Genomic DNA, 15,406 nt, shown 5'->3' with positions numbered 1-15,406 from the left:
CTTTCTCGGCAAGGCGATATGTCCGGTCAATCCAGGGAGGAAACGCCAGTGGCTCTTTTCGAGTTCGACAACGGTCGTCTGGTTCCTGCGCAATTTGGGCGCCCATTGGATTCTGGTTTGACTGGCGACGTTATCGACGCTGTGTGTGGGCAGGTCTTGGAGATTGTTTCCCGCCCGCTTTTCCCAATTACTTGGCGGGATATTGTTCGCGGTTACGAAGAAGACGAAGATTCTCAACGCTTGACTGCCCTCGATGCGACGGGGCAAGTCGTCAGTGTTGAAGTGATTACATACCTTGATTCAGACACCCTCATTAGCTCTCTGTCGCGTTTGGCGGATACTGCTGCCCTGTCGTGGAGTGACTTGGCGCGCGAATACGACGGTGGTCTTGACGCGTTCCGTCATGGGTGGATGCAGTTCCGTGACGCTATGCCACCGTCGCCGGGTGCGGGCCCGCGCTTGATCGTTGTTACCGGCGAAATTGATCCGCAGGTTCGCCCCGCTCTGGACGTTCTGGCGAATTCTGGCGTGGAAGTTCACGAGGTTCAGGTTCGAGTGATGTCCAATGGACGCGTTTTCCTTGATGTTGTGCCCGTTGGCTCGCGCCTGTACATGCACTCGCCAGCCCTGTTGTCCCAAGGCTCCCAAGGCATCAGTGAAATCACGGCTTCCCTCGATGACTCCGGCCATGATGCGTCAGCATTGGAACAGGCACCTGAGAATGATCAACCGGCAGACGACGCGGAATTCATTGCTGCACCCGAAGAAATCGAAATGACGCTCGACGCTGGTGTCTCTGACTTTGTCAACGATGCACTTGCTCTTGTTGCCGGGGGAGTCCGCGCCAACCTTAATGAAACAGACGACGCGGATGGTTTCGACTCCATCGTTACGGATGCCCCGGCAACTAAAGATGAACGTGGCTTCGTTGAACCCGACGATATTCGCCAAGCTCGTGAAGATGGAGTGCCGATCCTAGATGCCACCGCATCGACTCTTCCTATTCTTGGAGCGATTATCGGCCAGGCAGTTCCCCTTGTTGCCCCTCCAACGTTCAAGGTGCCGTCCGACCTTCAACTTGGTGTCGATGGCATGATTCGAAGCGCGCTTGGACAGTGGAACGACGTCGATGAGCTTGAAGAGCTTCTTCCCAACTTTTCTGACGCCTGGAATAACCTCTACATCGCTGACCTTGCGGGACCAACACTTGCCGAGGCCCTTATAGAGGTCAATCGCGAAATGATCCGCGAATACCGCATCGTTCCCGCTTCTTCGGGCATGGGGAAACACGGGCGATGACCCGTATCTGACCGCTCACGGCCTAGTTGCCGGTTGGTTTACTCAACGGGCGTGACGAACGCTCCGATCCAACGTTTCATCGTTTGACGCACATTCGCGCGCACATCCGGGTCGGACAAGAATAGGTCGTGCTTGCCTGGGAAACGAGCAATCGTCACGCAATCAGCAAGATTCATTGAGCGTTCAGCAATCACCTCGACGTCCAAGACAACGTCAGAGGAAAAGATGCGTTCTGACCATTCTTCGCCCGTGTACGACGAGGTCGACATCATGGACAGAACCGGGCATGACAGGTGCACGTCGTTTTCGACCGTGTTGTGGCCATCCAAGATTGCGTCTAACCATGCGACGGGAATCGGATACGACTCCGGGCGCTTCCAGGCCAGCGCATACTCCCAGCCCTTCACCGCTGGATCGTCGGGATTGTCTGCGCACGCTTGTGGCACAGTCAGACCGGAGGTTGCCCAGCCTTGAGTCAGTGAACGCCCGTAGAAGCCGGGGCCACCGCCACCGGGAACTTCCCAGCGAGGGTTGCGTTGCGCGATCCGTTCTAGGACAGGCGCAACCGTCGTCCGTAGATTTGCTAGCGTTTGCATTTCTAACCACGCTGAATTCAAAACTAACGCGTCGAACGCGCCAGGGTGGCGATGCGCCCACAGCGTTGTGATCAAACCACCCGTTGAATGTCCCGACAGGATCAGGGGCAGATTTGGATTCTCTTCGGCAATGATGTCGAGTGCTTCGCCAATCTCCTCGTCGTAGACATTCAGGTTGTCCGTGTAGCCGATCGTTTGCCAGGGGCGAAGTGAACGACCGTATTTGCGCAGGTCAAGCGCATAGAAAGCGGAACCTGCTTCGGCGAACGTCTGCGCCAGCTCAGTCTGGAAGAAATAGTCGTTGCGCCCGTGTAGGTACAGGGTGACGCTCTTCGGGAATGCTTTCGCATTTTCGCTGACATCTGGGTCACGGTGGGGAAGATACTTCACCAGCGTTGCCACGTTGTCGCCCTCGGCATCTGCGATCAGTTCGATCGTCTGTGACTGATAAGCCGGCCCCAGGATGTCGGTGCGCCACTGGCCAACCGGAGCTGGTCCTTCTTCGCCCCAGGGGCTCATCACGTCATAGGTGGGTTCCCCATCTGAAGCGGCGAGACCCTCTAGGTGCTCACTGTCCGCGGCCGCTTCACGAGTGTGAAGTGTGCGTGTCTCGAGATCCTCGTCAGTCATACGACAACCCTACGAGGTTCCGCCAAGTCCGGCAGGACTTCCTGGTGGGCGGGAAGGTGTGCGTCATTCTGAGGACTTACTGCGCAAAAACGGAGACGCGCGACGGGATTTGACGGTGCGGCTCGGTCGAAAATTGCGCATCACCCGTCAGTGCGCGCTGGATGAGGCCGACCTTTGCGGCTGCGAGCGCATTGTCAACGTGACGGTTGAGGCGCAAGGCAAAGCGGTGTGCTACTTGCTCGGCGCGCTTTAGTGCTGGTGCTGAAAGTGACTGACCCGCAGTCAGCGAGGTATCCGTAAGATCACGTGTCCGCCTAAGAGGAGAAAAAGCGCTCTGTTCAGTCCAAGGACTTGTATGACGCGGGGGCGAGATGATGACCAAATATGTTGCTGATGTTGTCAATGTTGTAAATGGGAAAGATGTGAAAATAGTTGCAGGTGTTGCTTTTGTTGTTAAGAGTGACTACTCTCACCACAGGTGCACTGTCTGATGACGATGCTCGTATATGTTCCCGACGACAGGTGAAGTAGTGTTCAACCAGTCAAGACGTTCGCAGCGTCTCCGCTTCCGTGTAGGAGCAATGGTTCTGCTTGCCAGCATGGCGCTGATCGCCCCACAAATGGCGCAAGCTGCCCCCTCAGAAGCGGACATCGCCCGCGCGCAGGCAGAAGAAGAAGCTGCCAAGCTTTCAGTGGCTCAGATCGAAGTTCGCCTTGCATCAGTGAAGACTGAAGCCGATCAAGCATTTCAGGCCGCCCAGGTCGCAGCAGAAGATCTCAACGCAGCCAACATAGCTCTCGAAGAAGCCAAGAACACTGCCAGCTCAGCGCAAGCTGATGCTGATGAAGCAAAAGCGAACTTCGAAGCGGGCAAGAAAGAAATTGCCTCAGTCGCACAGACTGCGTACCGCGATGGCGGATCCGAAATGGATGCCCTTGCCCCCTACGTGAACGCGGATGGTCTGCGCACTGTTGAAACCAAGCAGGCATCAATCGAAGCTTTCTCCGCTTCAGCTGACGCAAAGATGCAACGCGTTGCTGCCCTTCAACAGGTCGCCAACGTCATGCAGAAAGCTGCCGACGAAGCAGTTGCTGCACAAACTGAAGCAACGGCTGAAGTACAGCGACGCACTGAAGCTGCGCAGGCGAGTGCCCAGAAGGCACTCGCTCTTCAAGAAACCACTGAGGCAACCCGCCAAGGTTACCTTGCTGAGCTCGCCCGCAAGCAGAACACCACGGTCGAACTGATCCAAGAACGCGAAGCGGCCCTTGAAGCAGAACGCGCAGCCGCCGCCGAAGCTGCGGCGCGTGCAGCGGCCGAGGAAGCTGCGCGACGTGAAGCAGCTCGCCAAGCTGAAGCGGCGGCGTCAGGCTCATCGTCGTGGACTCCGGAACCGTCATACGAACCGCCAGTCAGCTACCCCGGCTCCGGTGGCGCATCGACTGCTATCGCAACAGCGAAGAGCTACCTGGGCGTCCCCTACGTATGGGGTGGGGCGTCACGAGGTGGTGTTGACTGTTCGGGTCTCACTCAGATTGCGTGGGCATCAGCAGGTGTTTATCTTCCTCACTATTCCAAGTCGCAGTACGACTACGGAACCAAAGTGTCCTTCAATAACGCTCAACCCGGTGATTTGCTGTTCTGGTCGACCAACGGTTCGCAGTCCGGAATTTATCATGTTGCCATTTACTTAGGTGGCGGTAGCATGATCGAAGCACCGGCTCCGGGTAGTAGTGTCCGTATCACCTCAATCTGGGGTTGGAATCAGCTCATGCCGTACGTCGTGCGCTTCTGATACCGGTCATTCTGATCGAGGAATCGAAAGGAAGCTCAGAGCATCCAAAAAGAGGGGCGGGAATCGAGTTCAACTCGATTCCCGCCCCTCTTGAGGTTCAGGGAAGGTCAGTGGTCTTCTGCTGCCGTGAGGCGATCATAGGAACGCTGGATTTCAGCTTCGGCGTCTTCACGACCTACCCAGTGAGCGCCTTCAACGCTCTTGCCGGGCTCAAGATCCTTGTAGACCTCGAAGAAGTGCTGGATTTCAAGGCGGTGGAACTCCGACACATCATCGATGTCGGTACGCCATGAGGCGCGCTGGTCAGATGCGGGGACACACAGAACCTTGTCGTCACCGCCCTTTTCGTCGCGCATACGGAACATACCCAGAGCACGGCAACGAATCACACAACCGGGGAACGTGGGTTCTTCAAGCAGAACCAGCGCATCAAGCGGGTCGCCGTCTTCGCCGAGGGTGTCATCGATAAAACCGTAATCATCCGGATAACGCGTCGACGTGAAGAGCATGCGATCCAGACGGATACGCCCGGTCTCATGATCGATCTCGTACTTGTTTCTATTCCCCTTGGGAATTTCGATGGTCACGTCGAATTCCATCATGGTGAGCTCCTTCATCATCGAGACGGCCCTATGGGTGTCGGACCGCCTGCCTGCTACCCGAAACGCTACTGTTGAAACCAGTGTATTTAACCTCGAGGAGATCCATGCGTCACAGGACTGTTGGTGTGATTGTATGCGCTGTAGGCCTAGTTGCGGGTCTTGCTGCGTGCAACAGTGCCGATATTGGTGATAGTGCCTCGTCGGCCGCGCAAACGTCGTCAGATGTGCAAGCGACTCCGATTCCTGGATTTCCCGCTGAACAACCCCAATCCCTCTCGCCGGCAACACTCTCGCAAGGCGCTGAAGTATCTCCTGACGCTGTCGCAGCCGCCTGGGCATCTGTCACCCGAGCAGGCAGTGAAGGCCAGTACACGACATGGGGAAGCGTCCTTGACGCGCAAACGGGCACAGTTCTGCTGGATGCTGGAGCAAACCAAGGGCACACTCCCGCATCAATCACAAAAGTTCTGACAGCATTTACCGCACTCAATACCCTTGATCCCTCCTCAACGTTGAAGACGCGCGTTCAGCTTCAAGGCTCAGACATCTACCTGTCCTCCGATGGGGATCTACTTCTTGGCGCCGGCCCCTCGAACGCCAGTGAGGTCAATGGGCGAGCCGGCCTCGTCGATCTGGCAAACGAAACCGCGAAGAGGCTGGCCGAAGCTGGGTTGAGCGCAACCACCCTCTACTGGCAAGCCGATCCGTTTGTCGGCCCCGATCATTCCGCAGACTGGCTTTCTCAGGGTGTTGGTGAGTTCGAGGGACATGTTGGGGCGATGGCCATCGATGCTGGCAGGACAGTGCCTGACGCCTACTCCTTCTTTGATGACCCTGAAGCGCAAGTCGCGCAGGTGTTCGCGAACGCCCTGTATTCGGCCGGAATTGCGACAACCCTAGGCTCTGTTGCCACTGCCCCCGAAGGGGCGCAGAAGATCGCAGAAATCGACTCAGCAACGGTCGCTGAACAGGTCAGATGGATGCTTCACAACTCTGACAACACGCTTGCCGACCAATACTGTCGATTGAGTGCATCCGCCGCAGGACAAGAGACCTCGTACCAAGGAGCGGTCGCCACTCTTGCCACCACTGTCGCGAACGCGGGGCATCCTATTGACGGGCTGCGCCTAGACGACTGCTCGGGCCTGTCGAGCAACGACAGAATAGCCCCCTACACGCTGGCACATGTCATCCGATCGTCCGTTATGGGGTCGGGTGGCACGGCTGACCTGGTCCGTTCACTGCCGTGGTCCGGCCTTGACGGGACGATGACACGTCGTATGTCCAACTCTGCCGCCTGGGCAAACGCACAGGCCAAGACTGGTTCACTGTCGACGGTTTCGACCCTCGCTGGCGTCGTGTCGACCTCCAGCGGGCGACTGCTGGTCTACGTGATCGGCACGGAGAACGTTCCTGACGATGCAGCTGCGAACACTCGTCCCGCGTTGGATAAGTTCGTCGGCGCGCTTGCAGCTCTCTGACGCGCCAGGCCGTGTGGCCCTGAGGAGTGATGCCGTAGCTCTGAGACACGCCGGACGTGTGCCCGCACCACCTTTCCTCTATTCGCCCGTGCACGTTTCTCCGACTAAAAGGTCGGGACAGCACTTTCCTTTTAGACTTGGGGGCATGCAGGTACCTTTTGGCGCGTCCGCTATGGCGTCCGTGATGAATGCCTTGTCCTATGCTGGCCCGGCGACTCACTCGTCGAATGCCTATACGTGTGTTGCGATGCTGAAGAAAGCAACCGGGTGGGCAGATCGCAGGCTTGCCAAGTTGACCGGACTAGACGAAGCGGCTGATTGTGTAGTCAATCAGCCGACCTATGTGGTTGATCGTCATACCTTCGCCTCAATGGTCGCCAGGATCTATGACACGTCGATGCCCAACGAATCTCTGATGGATGTTGTCACTGGGGCAAGGATTACCCGCACGCTCACAATGCACGCGACCGCCCTGTGGGATCCGACAACCAGCTCGCGTGTTCTGCTGGCTCCCAACGTTTTGGAACGCACCTACCGCTATTCCTTGGATCAGTCCCAATGGTGTAAGTGGGTCAATATGCATGCGGGTCTCTATGGCGTCATCTTGAGCGCCGCTCCCTTCCTCTGGAAACCGGATGGTGGGCTGGACGTTTTCATTGAACGACTCCTGCTTGCTGACGCTCTTGTCGACGCATGTATGGACACTCTGACGGCAAAGGACCTGTCCTCGGTAGAGTGGTTGCGCAGTCACGGGCCTCGTGTCTCTGTTCGTTCCCTGATTGACTACGTCGGAGTTGGCGAGCCAACCGACGAGAACCAGAACACTCATATGCCTGACAATCCCAGCCGTGACGGTATTGAAGAATTTGCTCGATTCATCATCCACGGTGGGCATTTGCCGCGACTGGTTGAAGACGAAGCGAACGTTCCTTCGGCTCACGAATGCGCAAACCCTGACGTGTGGACTATGCGCGTTGGCTGAAACACCCTCTCTTTCGTCGCGTATCGGCCCAAACCCCGGTGGCGGACTCGGCAGAGTATCGCGTGCCGTCTGGGCGTGTTTGAAGGAATTCCAGCCGGGCTCCGCTGTTGTCATCGGCTTGTCCGGTGGCGCCGATTCGTTGGCGCTCACCTTGTGTGCCCTAGATTGTGCCTCCCGCTTGAGACTCAACATTGTCACTGTGACTGTCGACCACGGAGTTCGCGCGGAATCAGCTGACGAGGCACGTACCGTCGGAGACCTTGCCCGATCCTATGGAGCCGACTCCCGCGTTGTGCGGGTCGCGCTCGCGGATAAAGGAGGTCCTGAAGGTGCTGGGCGCGAGGCGCGTCGTGAGGTGCTCGCGCGGGTGGCGCGTTCCTACGATGCTCCGATTCTGCTGGGGCATACATTGGACGATCAGGCGGAAACGGTTCTCCTGCGCCTGGGACGAGGCTCGGGAGCACATTCGCTACGTGCGATGCGTCAAGATGCGACCGACCGCGAGGGGATCAGGTGGATTCGTCCCCTGCTACATCTGCGTCGAGCCGACACGATCGCTACCTGTCAGGCGCTTGCAGTTAGCTTTGTTGATGATCCGACGAACTATCCCGATGGTCCTTGGAAAGCCGCCGACGGGTCTCCTCTTCGCCGATCTGCTCTGCGTCACCGTGCGATTCCGATACTGGGGGAGGCGCTCGGTAGTGACCCTGCGCTTGCCCTAGCGCGCACGGCGACCCTTGTGGCGCGTGACGATGATGCTCTGAACCAATGGGCTGATAGGGAGTGGGCGCGCGTGAAAGTGACGCTAGAGCGCCCCGTTTCGCTTTCCCCCATCGACGAGGCCACCCACACGTATCCCGAGGCGCACACTCAAACGGTGGCTCTTACAGTCGAACCTTTGAAATCACTTCCGCAAGCTGTCAGAACCCGCATCATTCGACGCTTCCTTATCGAATGTGGAGCTGACGAATCAAAGCTCGCTATGACCCACATTGATCGCGTCGACAACCTTGTCGTGAATTGGCACGGTCAGAAGGAAATTGAGGTGCCCTCACTGGCCATTTTTCGGCTAAAAGATAAAGAAAATGGGGCCAGCCTCGTCCCATTTCTTCGCACTCACTAGCGTCGAACCTCAGTGGCACGTTCGCCCTAAGGTGACAAAGAACGTGATGGATCGCGTCAGGCGGGCACATGTGGCAATCTTGATGGTAGGGCGCTTCTCGAATTGGGGGCGCATTCACGGAAAGAAGATGACGTGGACGCACAGGATATGGGCGACGACCTGCAGGAAATTCTGGTCACGGCAGAGCAGCTTGACCAGCGCCTGAGCGAAATGGCCGCGCAAATTGACGCGGATTATCAAGGCAAAGAAATCCTCATGGTTGGTGTCCTTCGTGGCGCTGTCATGGTGATGGCTGACCTGTCACGCAAACTGCACACTCCGCTGGAAATGGACTGGATGGCCGTGTCCTCGTATGGCAGTGGTACTAAGTCGTCGGGTGTTGTCCGGATCCTGAAGGACCTAGACCACGATGTGAATGGTCGCGACGTGTTGATCGTTGAAGACATCATCGACTCCGGCCTGACCCTTGCGTGGTTGAAGACCAACCTTGAATCGCGTGGCGCGAAGAGTGTGAAGATCGCCACCGCCCTGCGCAAGCCGGAAGCAATGAAGGTTGACGTGGAAGTTTCCTACGTCGGTTTCGACATTCCTGATGAATTCGTCGTCGGATACGGCCTCGACTACGCCGAAAAGTACAGGAATCTGCCGTTCGTTGGAACGCTCAAGCCGTCCGTGTACTCACACTGATCTATCGCATTACTTCAAAGGAAACTTGTGGCTGAAAAGGCAAAGAAGAAGCGAGTTCGCTGGACTGGAATCATCGTCCCTTTCATGATTTTCATGATCGGTGGATGGTTCCTCTGGCAGTACTTCCAACCGCGCGCAGTTGACACGTCCGAGGGCCTCGAAATCCTCAAGGGTGAAACCGTGTCACGCGTTGTCCTGAACGAGGGCACCCAGCAGGTCAACCTGACGCTGACGCAGGACTACACACACGAGGCCACCGGCCTGGGGGATAGGACTCGCAATCTGGGTAAGAACGTCTACTTCACGTACTCGTACACCCAGACCGAAGAGATTCTTACCACGGTCACTGAAAAGGCCCCCGTAAAGGGATGGAACGCCATTCGTCCCCAGGGGTCAGCCATTTCTGCCGTCCTACAGATGGTCATCCCCATCCTGATCCTGATGCTCGCCTTCTGGTTCTTGATGTCCAGATTGTCCGGCTCGCGGATGATGGGCGGATTCGCCCAATCCAAGGCAAAGGAATTTAACCAGGAACGCCCCGACATCTCTTTTGCTGACGTTGCCGGAGAAGACGAGGCCGTCGAAGAACTCGAAGAAATCCGCGAATTCTTGGCTTCGCCTGACAAGTTCCACAAGGTTGGTGCACGCATCCCGCGTGGTGTTCTGCTCTACGGTCCTCCCGGAACCGGCAAGACCCTGCTGGCCAAGGCGGTCGCAGGTGAAGCGCACGCCCCGTTCTTCTCAATCTCCGGTTCGGAGTTCATGGAACTCTACGTCGGCGTCGGTGCATCTCGTGTTCGCGACCTGTTCGAGCGCGCCAAGAAGGCGGCTCCCGCGATCATCTTCGTCGACGAAATCGACGCAGTTGGTCGCCACCGTGGCTCCGGCATTGGCGGTGGCAACGACGAACGTGAACAGACTCTGAACCAGTTGCTGGTTGAAATGGACGGCTTCGACGAGCGTGCGAACATCATCATGATCGCTGCAACGAACCGCCCTGACATTCTGGATCCGGCTCTTCTTCGCCCGGGTCGTTTTGACCGTCAGATCGCTGTTGAAGCTCCCGACTTGAAGGGCCGCGAAGCCATCCTGAAGGTCCACGCTGGTGGCAAGCCCATGACCAACGACGTTGATCTGCGCCAGATCGCGAAGCGCACCCCTGGTTTCACCGGCGCTGACTTGGCCAACGTTCTGAACGAAGCAGCCCTGCTGACAGCGCGCTCGAACGCGGACCTGATCGACAATCGTGCGATTGACGAAGCAATCGATCGCGTGATTGCCGGCCCGCAGAAGCGCACCCGCGTGATGAATGACCATGACAAGGCTGTTACCGCCTACCACGAGGGTGGTCACGCACTCTGCGCCGCAGCGTTGCGCTATACCGACCCAGTCACGAAAGTGACGATCCTGCCGCGTGGTCGCGCGCTCGGCTACACCATGGTCATGCCGACCGAAGACCGCTTCAACCACACGCGCAACCAGCTCCTCGATGAACTGGTGTACGCAATGGGTGGTCGCGTAGCCGAAGAACTCATCTTCCGCGATCCGTCGACGGGCCCGGCAAACGACATCCAGCAGGCCACCAAGACCGCACGCGCCATGATCACTGATTACGGTATGTCTGAGCGCGTGGGTCTGGTCAAGCTTGGCACCACCGACACCGAAGCTTTCGGTCACGGCGGTGGCTCTGAAGCTCGCCCCTACTCTAACGAGATGGCTGGCATCATCGACGATGAAGTTCGCCTACTCTTGGATGGCGCTATGCGCGAAGCATGGGAGATTCTGACCAAGAACCGCGATGTCTTGGACACCCTTGCCCAGCGCCTACTGGACGAAGAGACCCTGGATGAAGCTCAGCTTGCTGAAATCTTCAAGGATGTCGTTAAGCAGGATGAGCGCCCCGTTTGGAACTACGGCGCGGATGCCGCTATTGAAGGTGCTCGCTTGGGTAACCCCGTGGGTATTCCCTCGGCTCAGACTCCCACTGCGCCGGCCCAGCAAGCTGACCGTGTTGAAGAGGCCCCGGCCTCGTCCACGAACGAAAGCCAAGCAGGGGAGAACTGATGGCGTACGACGCGGCCGGCGTGGAAAAAGCGTCGCGCGACCTGCTGATTGCGATCGGCGAGGACCCGACGCGCGAAGGTATGGCAGGTACTCCTGAACGGATGGCGCGCGCATGGCGTGAAATGCTCTCTGGCTTGGAAGAAGATCCGCGCGACTACCTGCGTACTCAGTTTGAGGCGGGAACGGACGAACTTGTCCTAGTCCGCGACATCACCTTCCACTCTATCTGCGAACACCACCTGCTCCCCTTCTACGGTCGTGCACACGTCGGTTATATTCCGTGCGGTGGCAAGGTCACTGGCCTGTCGAAGCTCGCACGTGTCGTCGAAGGCTACGCGCGTCGCCCTCAGGTTCAAGAACGCCTGACCGCGCAGATCGCGGACGCCATCGACGAGGTCCTTTGCCCCCAGGGAGTCATCGTCGTTATGGAAGCAGAGCATATGTGCATGTCCATGCGTGGCATCACGAAGCCCGGGTCTTCCACTGTTACCAGTGCACTGCGCGGAATCATGAATGACGGAACGACACGCGCTGAGATGATGGCTCTCGTCCTTGGAGGTGATCGTTCGTGAATCTCCGCGGTCCGCTTCTGCCTGATGGCCGTACGCTTGGGGGCGAAAACACGCTGGTCATGGGCATCCTCAACGTCACTCCCGACTCTTTTTCAGACGGCGGGAAATGGGCGCACGTGGATGCCGCGATCGAACATGCGCACCAGATGATCGCCGAAGGGGCTACGCTGGTCGACATTGGTGGCGAGTCCACCGCTCCCGGGTCAACGCGGATCGATACGGACGAAGAGTGGAAACGCATTGGTCCCGTCGTTTCATCGCTGGCTGAAGATGGGATCGTTTGCTCGGTTGATACGTTGCACGCTGTGAGCGCGGTGCGTGCCATGGAAGCTGGGGCGCTGATCATTAACGATGTGTCCGGTGGTGGCTGGGATCCGCAGATGCTCTCGGTTGTTGCGGATACGAAGGCAGGTTTCATTCTTCAGCACTATCGTGCGCTTCCCGGAATGCCTGGTGAACACTTCGACTACGGCTCCGACTTGATGGCAACACTGTCGGAGCGTCTGATGCACCAGGTTGATCTGGCTCTGGATGCCGGCGTGAGTGGCGATGCAATTGTCATTGATCCCGGTCTCGGATTCTCGCTGACGAACGAACAATGCTGGCAGATTGTGCGTTCTCTAGGGGAACTGACCGCACTGGGCTACCCTATTCTTATCGGCGCGTCCCGTAAGCGTTTCATCAAAGCGACTGGGCGGGACATGGACGAAGAAACTGGTCGGATCAGTGTGACGTGCATGCGTAACAGTGTGTGGGCGGTTCGCGTTCACAACGTTGGCTTGAATGTTGCCATGATGCGTGAAGGAAATGAGGAAACGCGATGAGCTCGCCGCTTGACGTCATCACTTTGCGTGGTCTGCACGTTGAGGCTGCTCACGGTGTATTTGACTTCGAGCATGACGCGCCCCAGCCGTTTATCGTCGACTGTGCCCTGTGGGTGGATACGTCCGCTTCCTCATCGTCAGATGATATCGCCGACACTGTGTCGTATGCGCTGGTCGCGGATGAAATCACGTCGATTGTTTCAGGTCCCTCCGTGAAGCTGATCGAGACCCTCGGCAATGCGATTGCGAGGCGTCTTTTGCGCTTGGCTCACGTCCTCGGCGTTGAAGTGACGGTTCACAAGCCCCAGGCCCCGCTTGAACAGCCATTTGTGGATGTGTCGGTGACGGTTCGTCGCGGGCAGGTTCCGCTTGCTGTGCCGTCATCTGCATCTTCGTCTCCTGATGTGTCCGCGTCAGCTGGCGTGTCAGATTCTGCCCGGGATCGTTCCTTTATCGACGAGGCCGGCCACCCCGGCTCAGTCGCTACTGGCGGTGATATGGCCGATGATGATCGGCTCGCGAACCTGAGCGAATCGGCGTCTGTCGTGGACACGGATTCTTCTTCGCCGCGACCTTCGGCTTTGGTTCCTGTCCTTGCCCTTGATTCCGAGGTAGACGAGGTAGCCGATCAGGGTGAGGATTGTCCGGCATCGCCCGTCCGAGTGGTCTTGGCATTGGGCGGAAATATTGGTGACGTGCCGTCAACCTTCGCTTCGGCAATCGAAGCGTTGATTGATGATGCGCGTTTCGACGTTGTGAACGTATCGCCGATCCTACGCACACTTCCTGTTTTGAACGAGAACCAGGAGCCGCAGAGTGACTACTGGAATGCTGTCGTACTGGTTGATACAGATTTGACCCCGCGCGAGGTCCTCGACGTTGCCCACGAACTTGAGGACGCAGCTGGGCGCGAACGTAGCGAGCACTGGGGTGCGCGCACGCTGGACATTGACATTGTCGATTACGCGGGTATTTCATACGACGATGGCGTGCTTGTTCTTCCGCATATTCGCGCGCATTCTCGTGCTTTTGTTCTCGCTCCTTGGCTGATGGCTGATTCTTCGGCCCAGCTTGATGGGGTGGAAGTTGAAAAGCTTTTCAACGATGCCTCGGACAAAGATGGCATCATTGACGCGGTTGAAGATTGGCTGATGGACCCAGCGTCCGTGATCGCTGAGTCGGATGAGTGTCTGAATGCTACTTCGTCTGCTCGTGTCTCTTCGATTGTGGATCTCGAAGAGACACGTTCGGCTGACGCGATGCCTGAATCGGAGTCTGAGCTTCGGCAGGACTCTGCTGTTGGCGTTGATGCTGAGTCTCAGACGCCACGTGTTCCGAGCTTGTATGACTTGGATCTGTCGGATCTGTCGGTCGCGTTAGCTGCTCCTCCGACTCTTGAAGGTGAAGAGACTCGTCTTGACCGTATGCCGGCTATCTCTCGCGTGAATCTGCAACCGGATAAGGGAGCAGATGACAAACTCTGGAACGCGTTGTGGGCCAAGTGGTCGCTGAGCCGGGCCGACGAGGCCTTAGAAACCGTTGCTGAGCAGGACGAAGCTGACACTCAGTACCAGGAAGAATCTGGCGATATCGTCGAGGTGCCTGAGCTGGACGTTGATAATCCGGTGATGCTTGATCAGGACAACTTGGTCGAAGGGAACGAAACAGAATCGGAATCGCCCGTCGAGATGAGCGACGAGGCTTCTATTCCTCCTAACGTGGATGCGCAGGAAGAATCTGTTGCGGATGCTGATGCAGACGTTCATGACGACGAAGAAACATCAGCGGGTGAAGAGGCTGGCCGGGAGTCAGAACCTGTTTCCAAGTCGACGTCTTCCCATCGTCTGCAGGGGTTTGGACGCTCACTGAAGTGGTTCCCACTGTTCCCGCGTGACGAAGCCCAAGAACTGAACCCGACCGAAGATCGTGTGCCTGAAAACGCTCGCAAGGGTGAGGTTCGGCCGACGTCACGTGCTCTTCCGAGTTGGGATTTCGCTCATCGTGAGGTACGTATTGTTGACGAACCAAGCCCCGTCGATGCTCTTTCGTCATCTGGGGCCGTTCAGCGACGTTCAATCGTTGATCCTCAGCTACCGGCAGATGCGCTTCGCGGTCCGATCGATGACTCTGAAGTAACGAAGACATCGATCATCCGCAAGCTTGTGGTTCGTCCCTCTTCAACTGGACACATTCCACTGACTAAAGATCAGGGTGAGTGAATGAAACCCGTTTCGTTACCTCGTCTGATTGGGTACGCAATCATTGCGTTGCTCTTGGTGGGCGTGATCGGAATGGGTGTTGTCATCATGGGTGGCACTCCACTTGAAGTCACTCCGATGATCATGGTGCTTGAACTTTTCCTTGCGCTCATGCTGATCTGGTCGGGTATTCATGTGAAGCGCTATCTTGCTCACCGTAAAACCTGGGTGAACGCGCTCAATGCGTTGCGTATCGCCGTGGCAGCCCGCGCCAGCGCGTATGTTTCATCAATCGTCACGGGTACGCTTATCGCTCTCATGCTCATTTCGATGGCACGTATTGGGGCTCCAGCAATGGTTGCCAATGCTGTGATTTCTGGGTTGAGCGCCGTTGCGGGAATCATTTGGTGCGTGTGTGCGGTTATCGTTGAACGCTGGTGCGTCATCGATGCTGACGATGATCCGGAGCATCACAGCCCGAATGTCAGCCCCGCCTGATTCGACGAACCACACGTTTTTGCCTGCTTTTACTTCATAAGGAGGAATTCGGCG

At 57.3% G+C, this 15,406-nt stretch carries 13 protein-coding genes; 11 read left to right on the top strand and 2 right to left on the bottom strand.

The window, feature by feature from the left end; genetic code table 11:
* Positions 1-48: 48 nt before the first annotated feature.
* Positions 49-1,299 carry a hypothetical protein gene (locus QP442_RS01010; RefSeq protein ID WP_006680765.1) on the top strand — a complete coding sequence of 417 codons (1,251 nt, stop codon included), beginning with the start codon at positions 49-51 and terminating at the stop codon, positions 1,297-1,299.
* Between the two features lie 38 nt (positions 1,300-1,337).
* On the opposite strand, the gene QP442_RS01005 is transcribed toward QP442_RS01010, so the two are convergent.
* Entirely contained in the window at positions 1,338-2,525 is a 1,188-nt protein-coding gene (locus tag QP442_RS01005) for an alpha/beta fold hydrolase (protein WP_006680766.1), read from the bottom strand.
* Between the two features lie 506 nt (positions 2,526-3,031).
* On the opposite strand from QP442_RS01005, the gene QP442_RS01000 reads away from it, so the two are divergent.
* A complete protein-coding gene (locus QP442_RS01000; protein ID WP_006680768.1) occupies positions 3,032-4,321 on the top strand; it encodes a C40 family peptidase in 1,290 nt (429 codons plus the stop codon).
* Positions 4,322-4,428: 107 nt separating this feature from the next.
* Here the strand turns inward: QP442_RS01000 and QP442_RS00995 are convergent, their stop codons facing one another.
* A complete protein-coding gene (locus QP442_RS00995; protein WP_040318497.1) occupies positions 4,429-4,920 on the bottom strand; it encodes an inorganic diphosphatase in 492 nt (163 codons plus the stop codon).
* A gap of 107 nt (positions 4,921-5,027) precedes the next feature.
* Here QP442_RS00995 and QP442_RS00990 point away from each other — a divergent pair, with 107 nt between their 5' ends.
* The 9 genes from QP442_RS00990 to QP442_RS00950 all read left to right on the top strand — a co-directional run bounded on the left by QP442_RS00990 (position 5,028) and on the right by QP442_RS00950 (position 15,352).
* Positions 5,028-6,404, top strand: a complete 1,377-nt coding sequence (locus QP442_RS00990) for a D-alanyl-D-alanine carboxypeptidase/D-alanyl-D-alanine-endopeptidase (RefSeq protein WP_285069513.1) — start codon at positions 5,028-5,030, stop codon at positions 6,402-6,404.
* Positions 6,405-6,549: 145 nt separating this feature from the next.
* Positions 6,550-7,386, top strand: a complete 837-nt coding sequence (locus QP442_RS00985; protein WP_181002143.1) for a hypothetical protein — start codon at positions 6,550-6,552, stop codon at positions 7,384-7,386.
* The gene (gene tilS, locus QP442_RS00980) at positions 7,379-8,509 is read left to right on the top strand and encodes a tRNA lysidine(34) synthetase TilS (RefSeq protein ID WP_181002144.1); all 1,131 of its coding nucleotides are present in this window, start codon (positions 7,379-7,381) and stop codon (positions 8,507-8,509) included. The genes QP442_RS00985 and tilS overlap by 8 nt, the downstream gene beginning before the upstream one ends.
* A gap of 132 nt (positions 8,510-8,641) precedes the next feature.
* On the top strand, positions 8,642-9,196 hold the full coding sequence (hpt, locus tag QP442_RS00975; RefSeq protein WP_040318362.1) for a hypoxanthine phosphoribosyltransferase: 555 nt from the start codon (positions 8,642-8,644) through the stop codon (positions 9,194-9,196).
* 84 nt (positions 9,197-9,280) lie between these two features.
* Positions 9,281-11,260: an ATP-dependent zinc metalloprotease FtsH gene (ftsH, locus tag QP442_RS00970; protein WP_103632698.1), complete on the top strand. Its 1,980-nt coding sequence runs from the start codon at positions 9,281-9,283 to the stop codon at positions 11,258-11,260.
* Positions 11,260-11,832: a GTP cyclohydrolase I FolE gene (gene folE, locus QP442_RS00965; RefSeq protein WP_006680775.1), complete on the top strand. Its 573-nt coding sequence runs from the start codon at positions 11,260-11,262 to the stop codon at positions 11,830-11,832. The genes ftsH and folE overlap by 1 nt, the downstream gene beginning before the upstream one ends.
* Positions 11,829-12,656, top strand: coding sequence for a dihydropteroate synthase (gene folP, locus QP442_RS00960; RefSeq protein ID WP_006680776.1), 828 nt, complete (start codon positions 11,829-11,831; stop codon positions 12,654-12,656). Before folE ends, folP begins: the two co-directional genes overlap by 4 nt.
* Positions 12,653-14,875, top strand: coding sequence for a 2-amino-4-hydroxy-6-hydroxymethyldihydropteridine diphosphokinase (gene folK / locus QP442_RS00955; protein WP_006680777.1), 2,223 nt, complete (start codon positions 12,653-12,655; stop codon positions 14,873-14,875). Before folP ends, folK begins: the two co-directional genes overlap by 4 nt.
* On the top strand, positions 14,876-15,352 hold the full coding sequence (locus tag QP442_RS00950; RefSeq protein ID WP_006680778.1) for a DUF3180 domain-containing protein: 477 nt from the start codon (positions 14,876-14,878) through the stop codon (positions 15,350-15,352).
* The last annotated feature ends 54 nt before the right edge of the window (positions 15,353-15,406 follow it).

Origin of the sequence: Pauljensenia sp. UMB1177 (genome assembly GCF_030217965.1) — a bacterium.
Lineage (GTDB): Bacteria > Actinomycetota > Actinomycetes > Actinomycetales > Actinomycetaceae > Pauljensenia > Pauljensenia turicensis_A.
The sequence above is the reverse complement of the archived record's forward strand: the minus strand, read 5'-3'. Positions and strand labels throughout refer to the sequence as shown.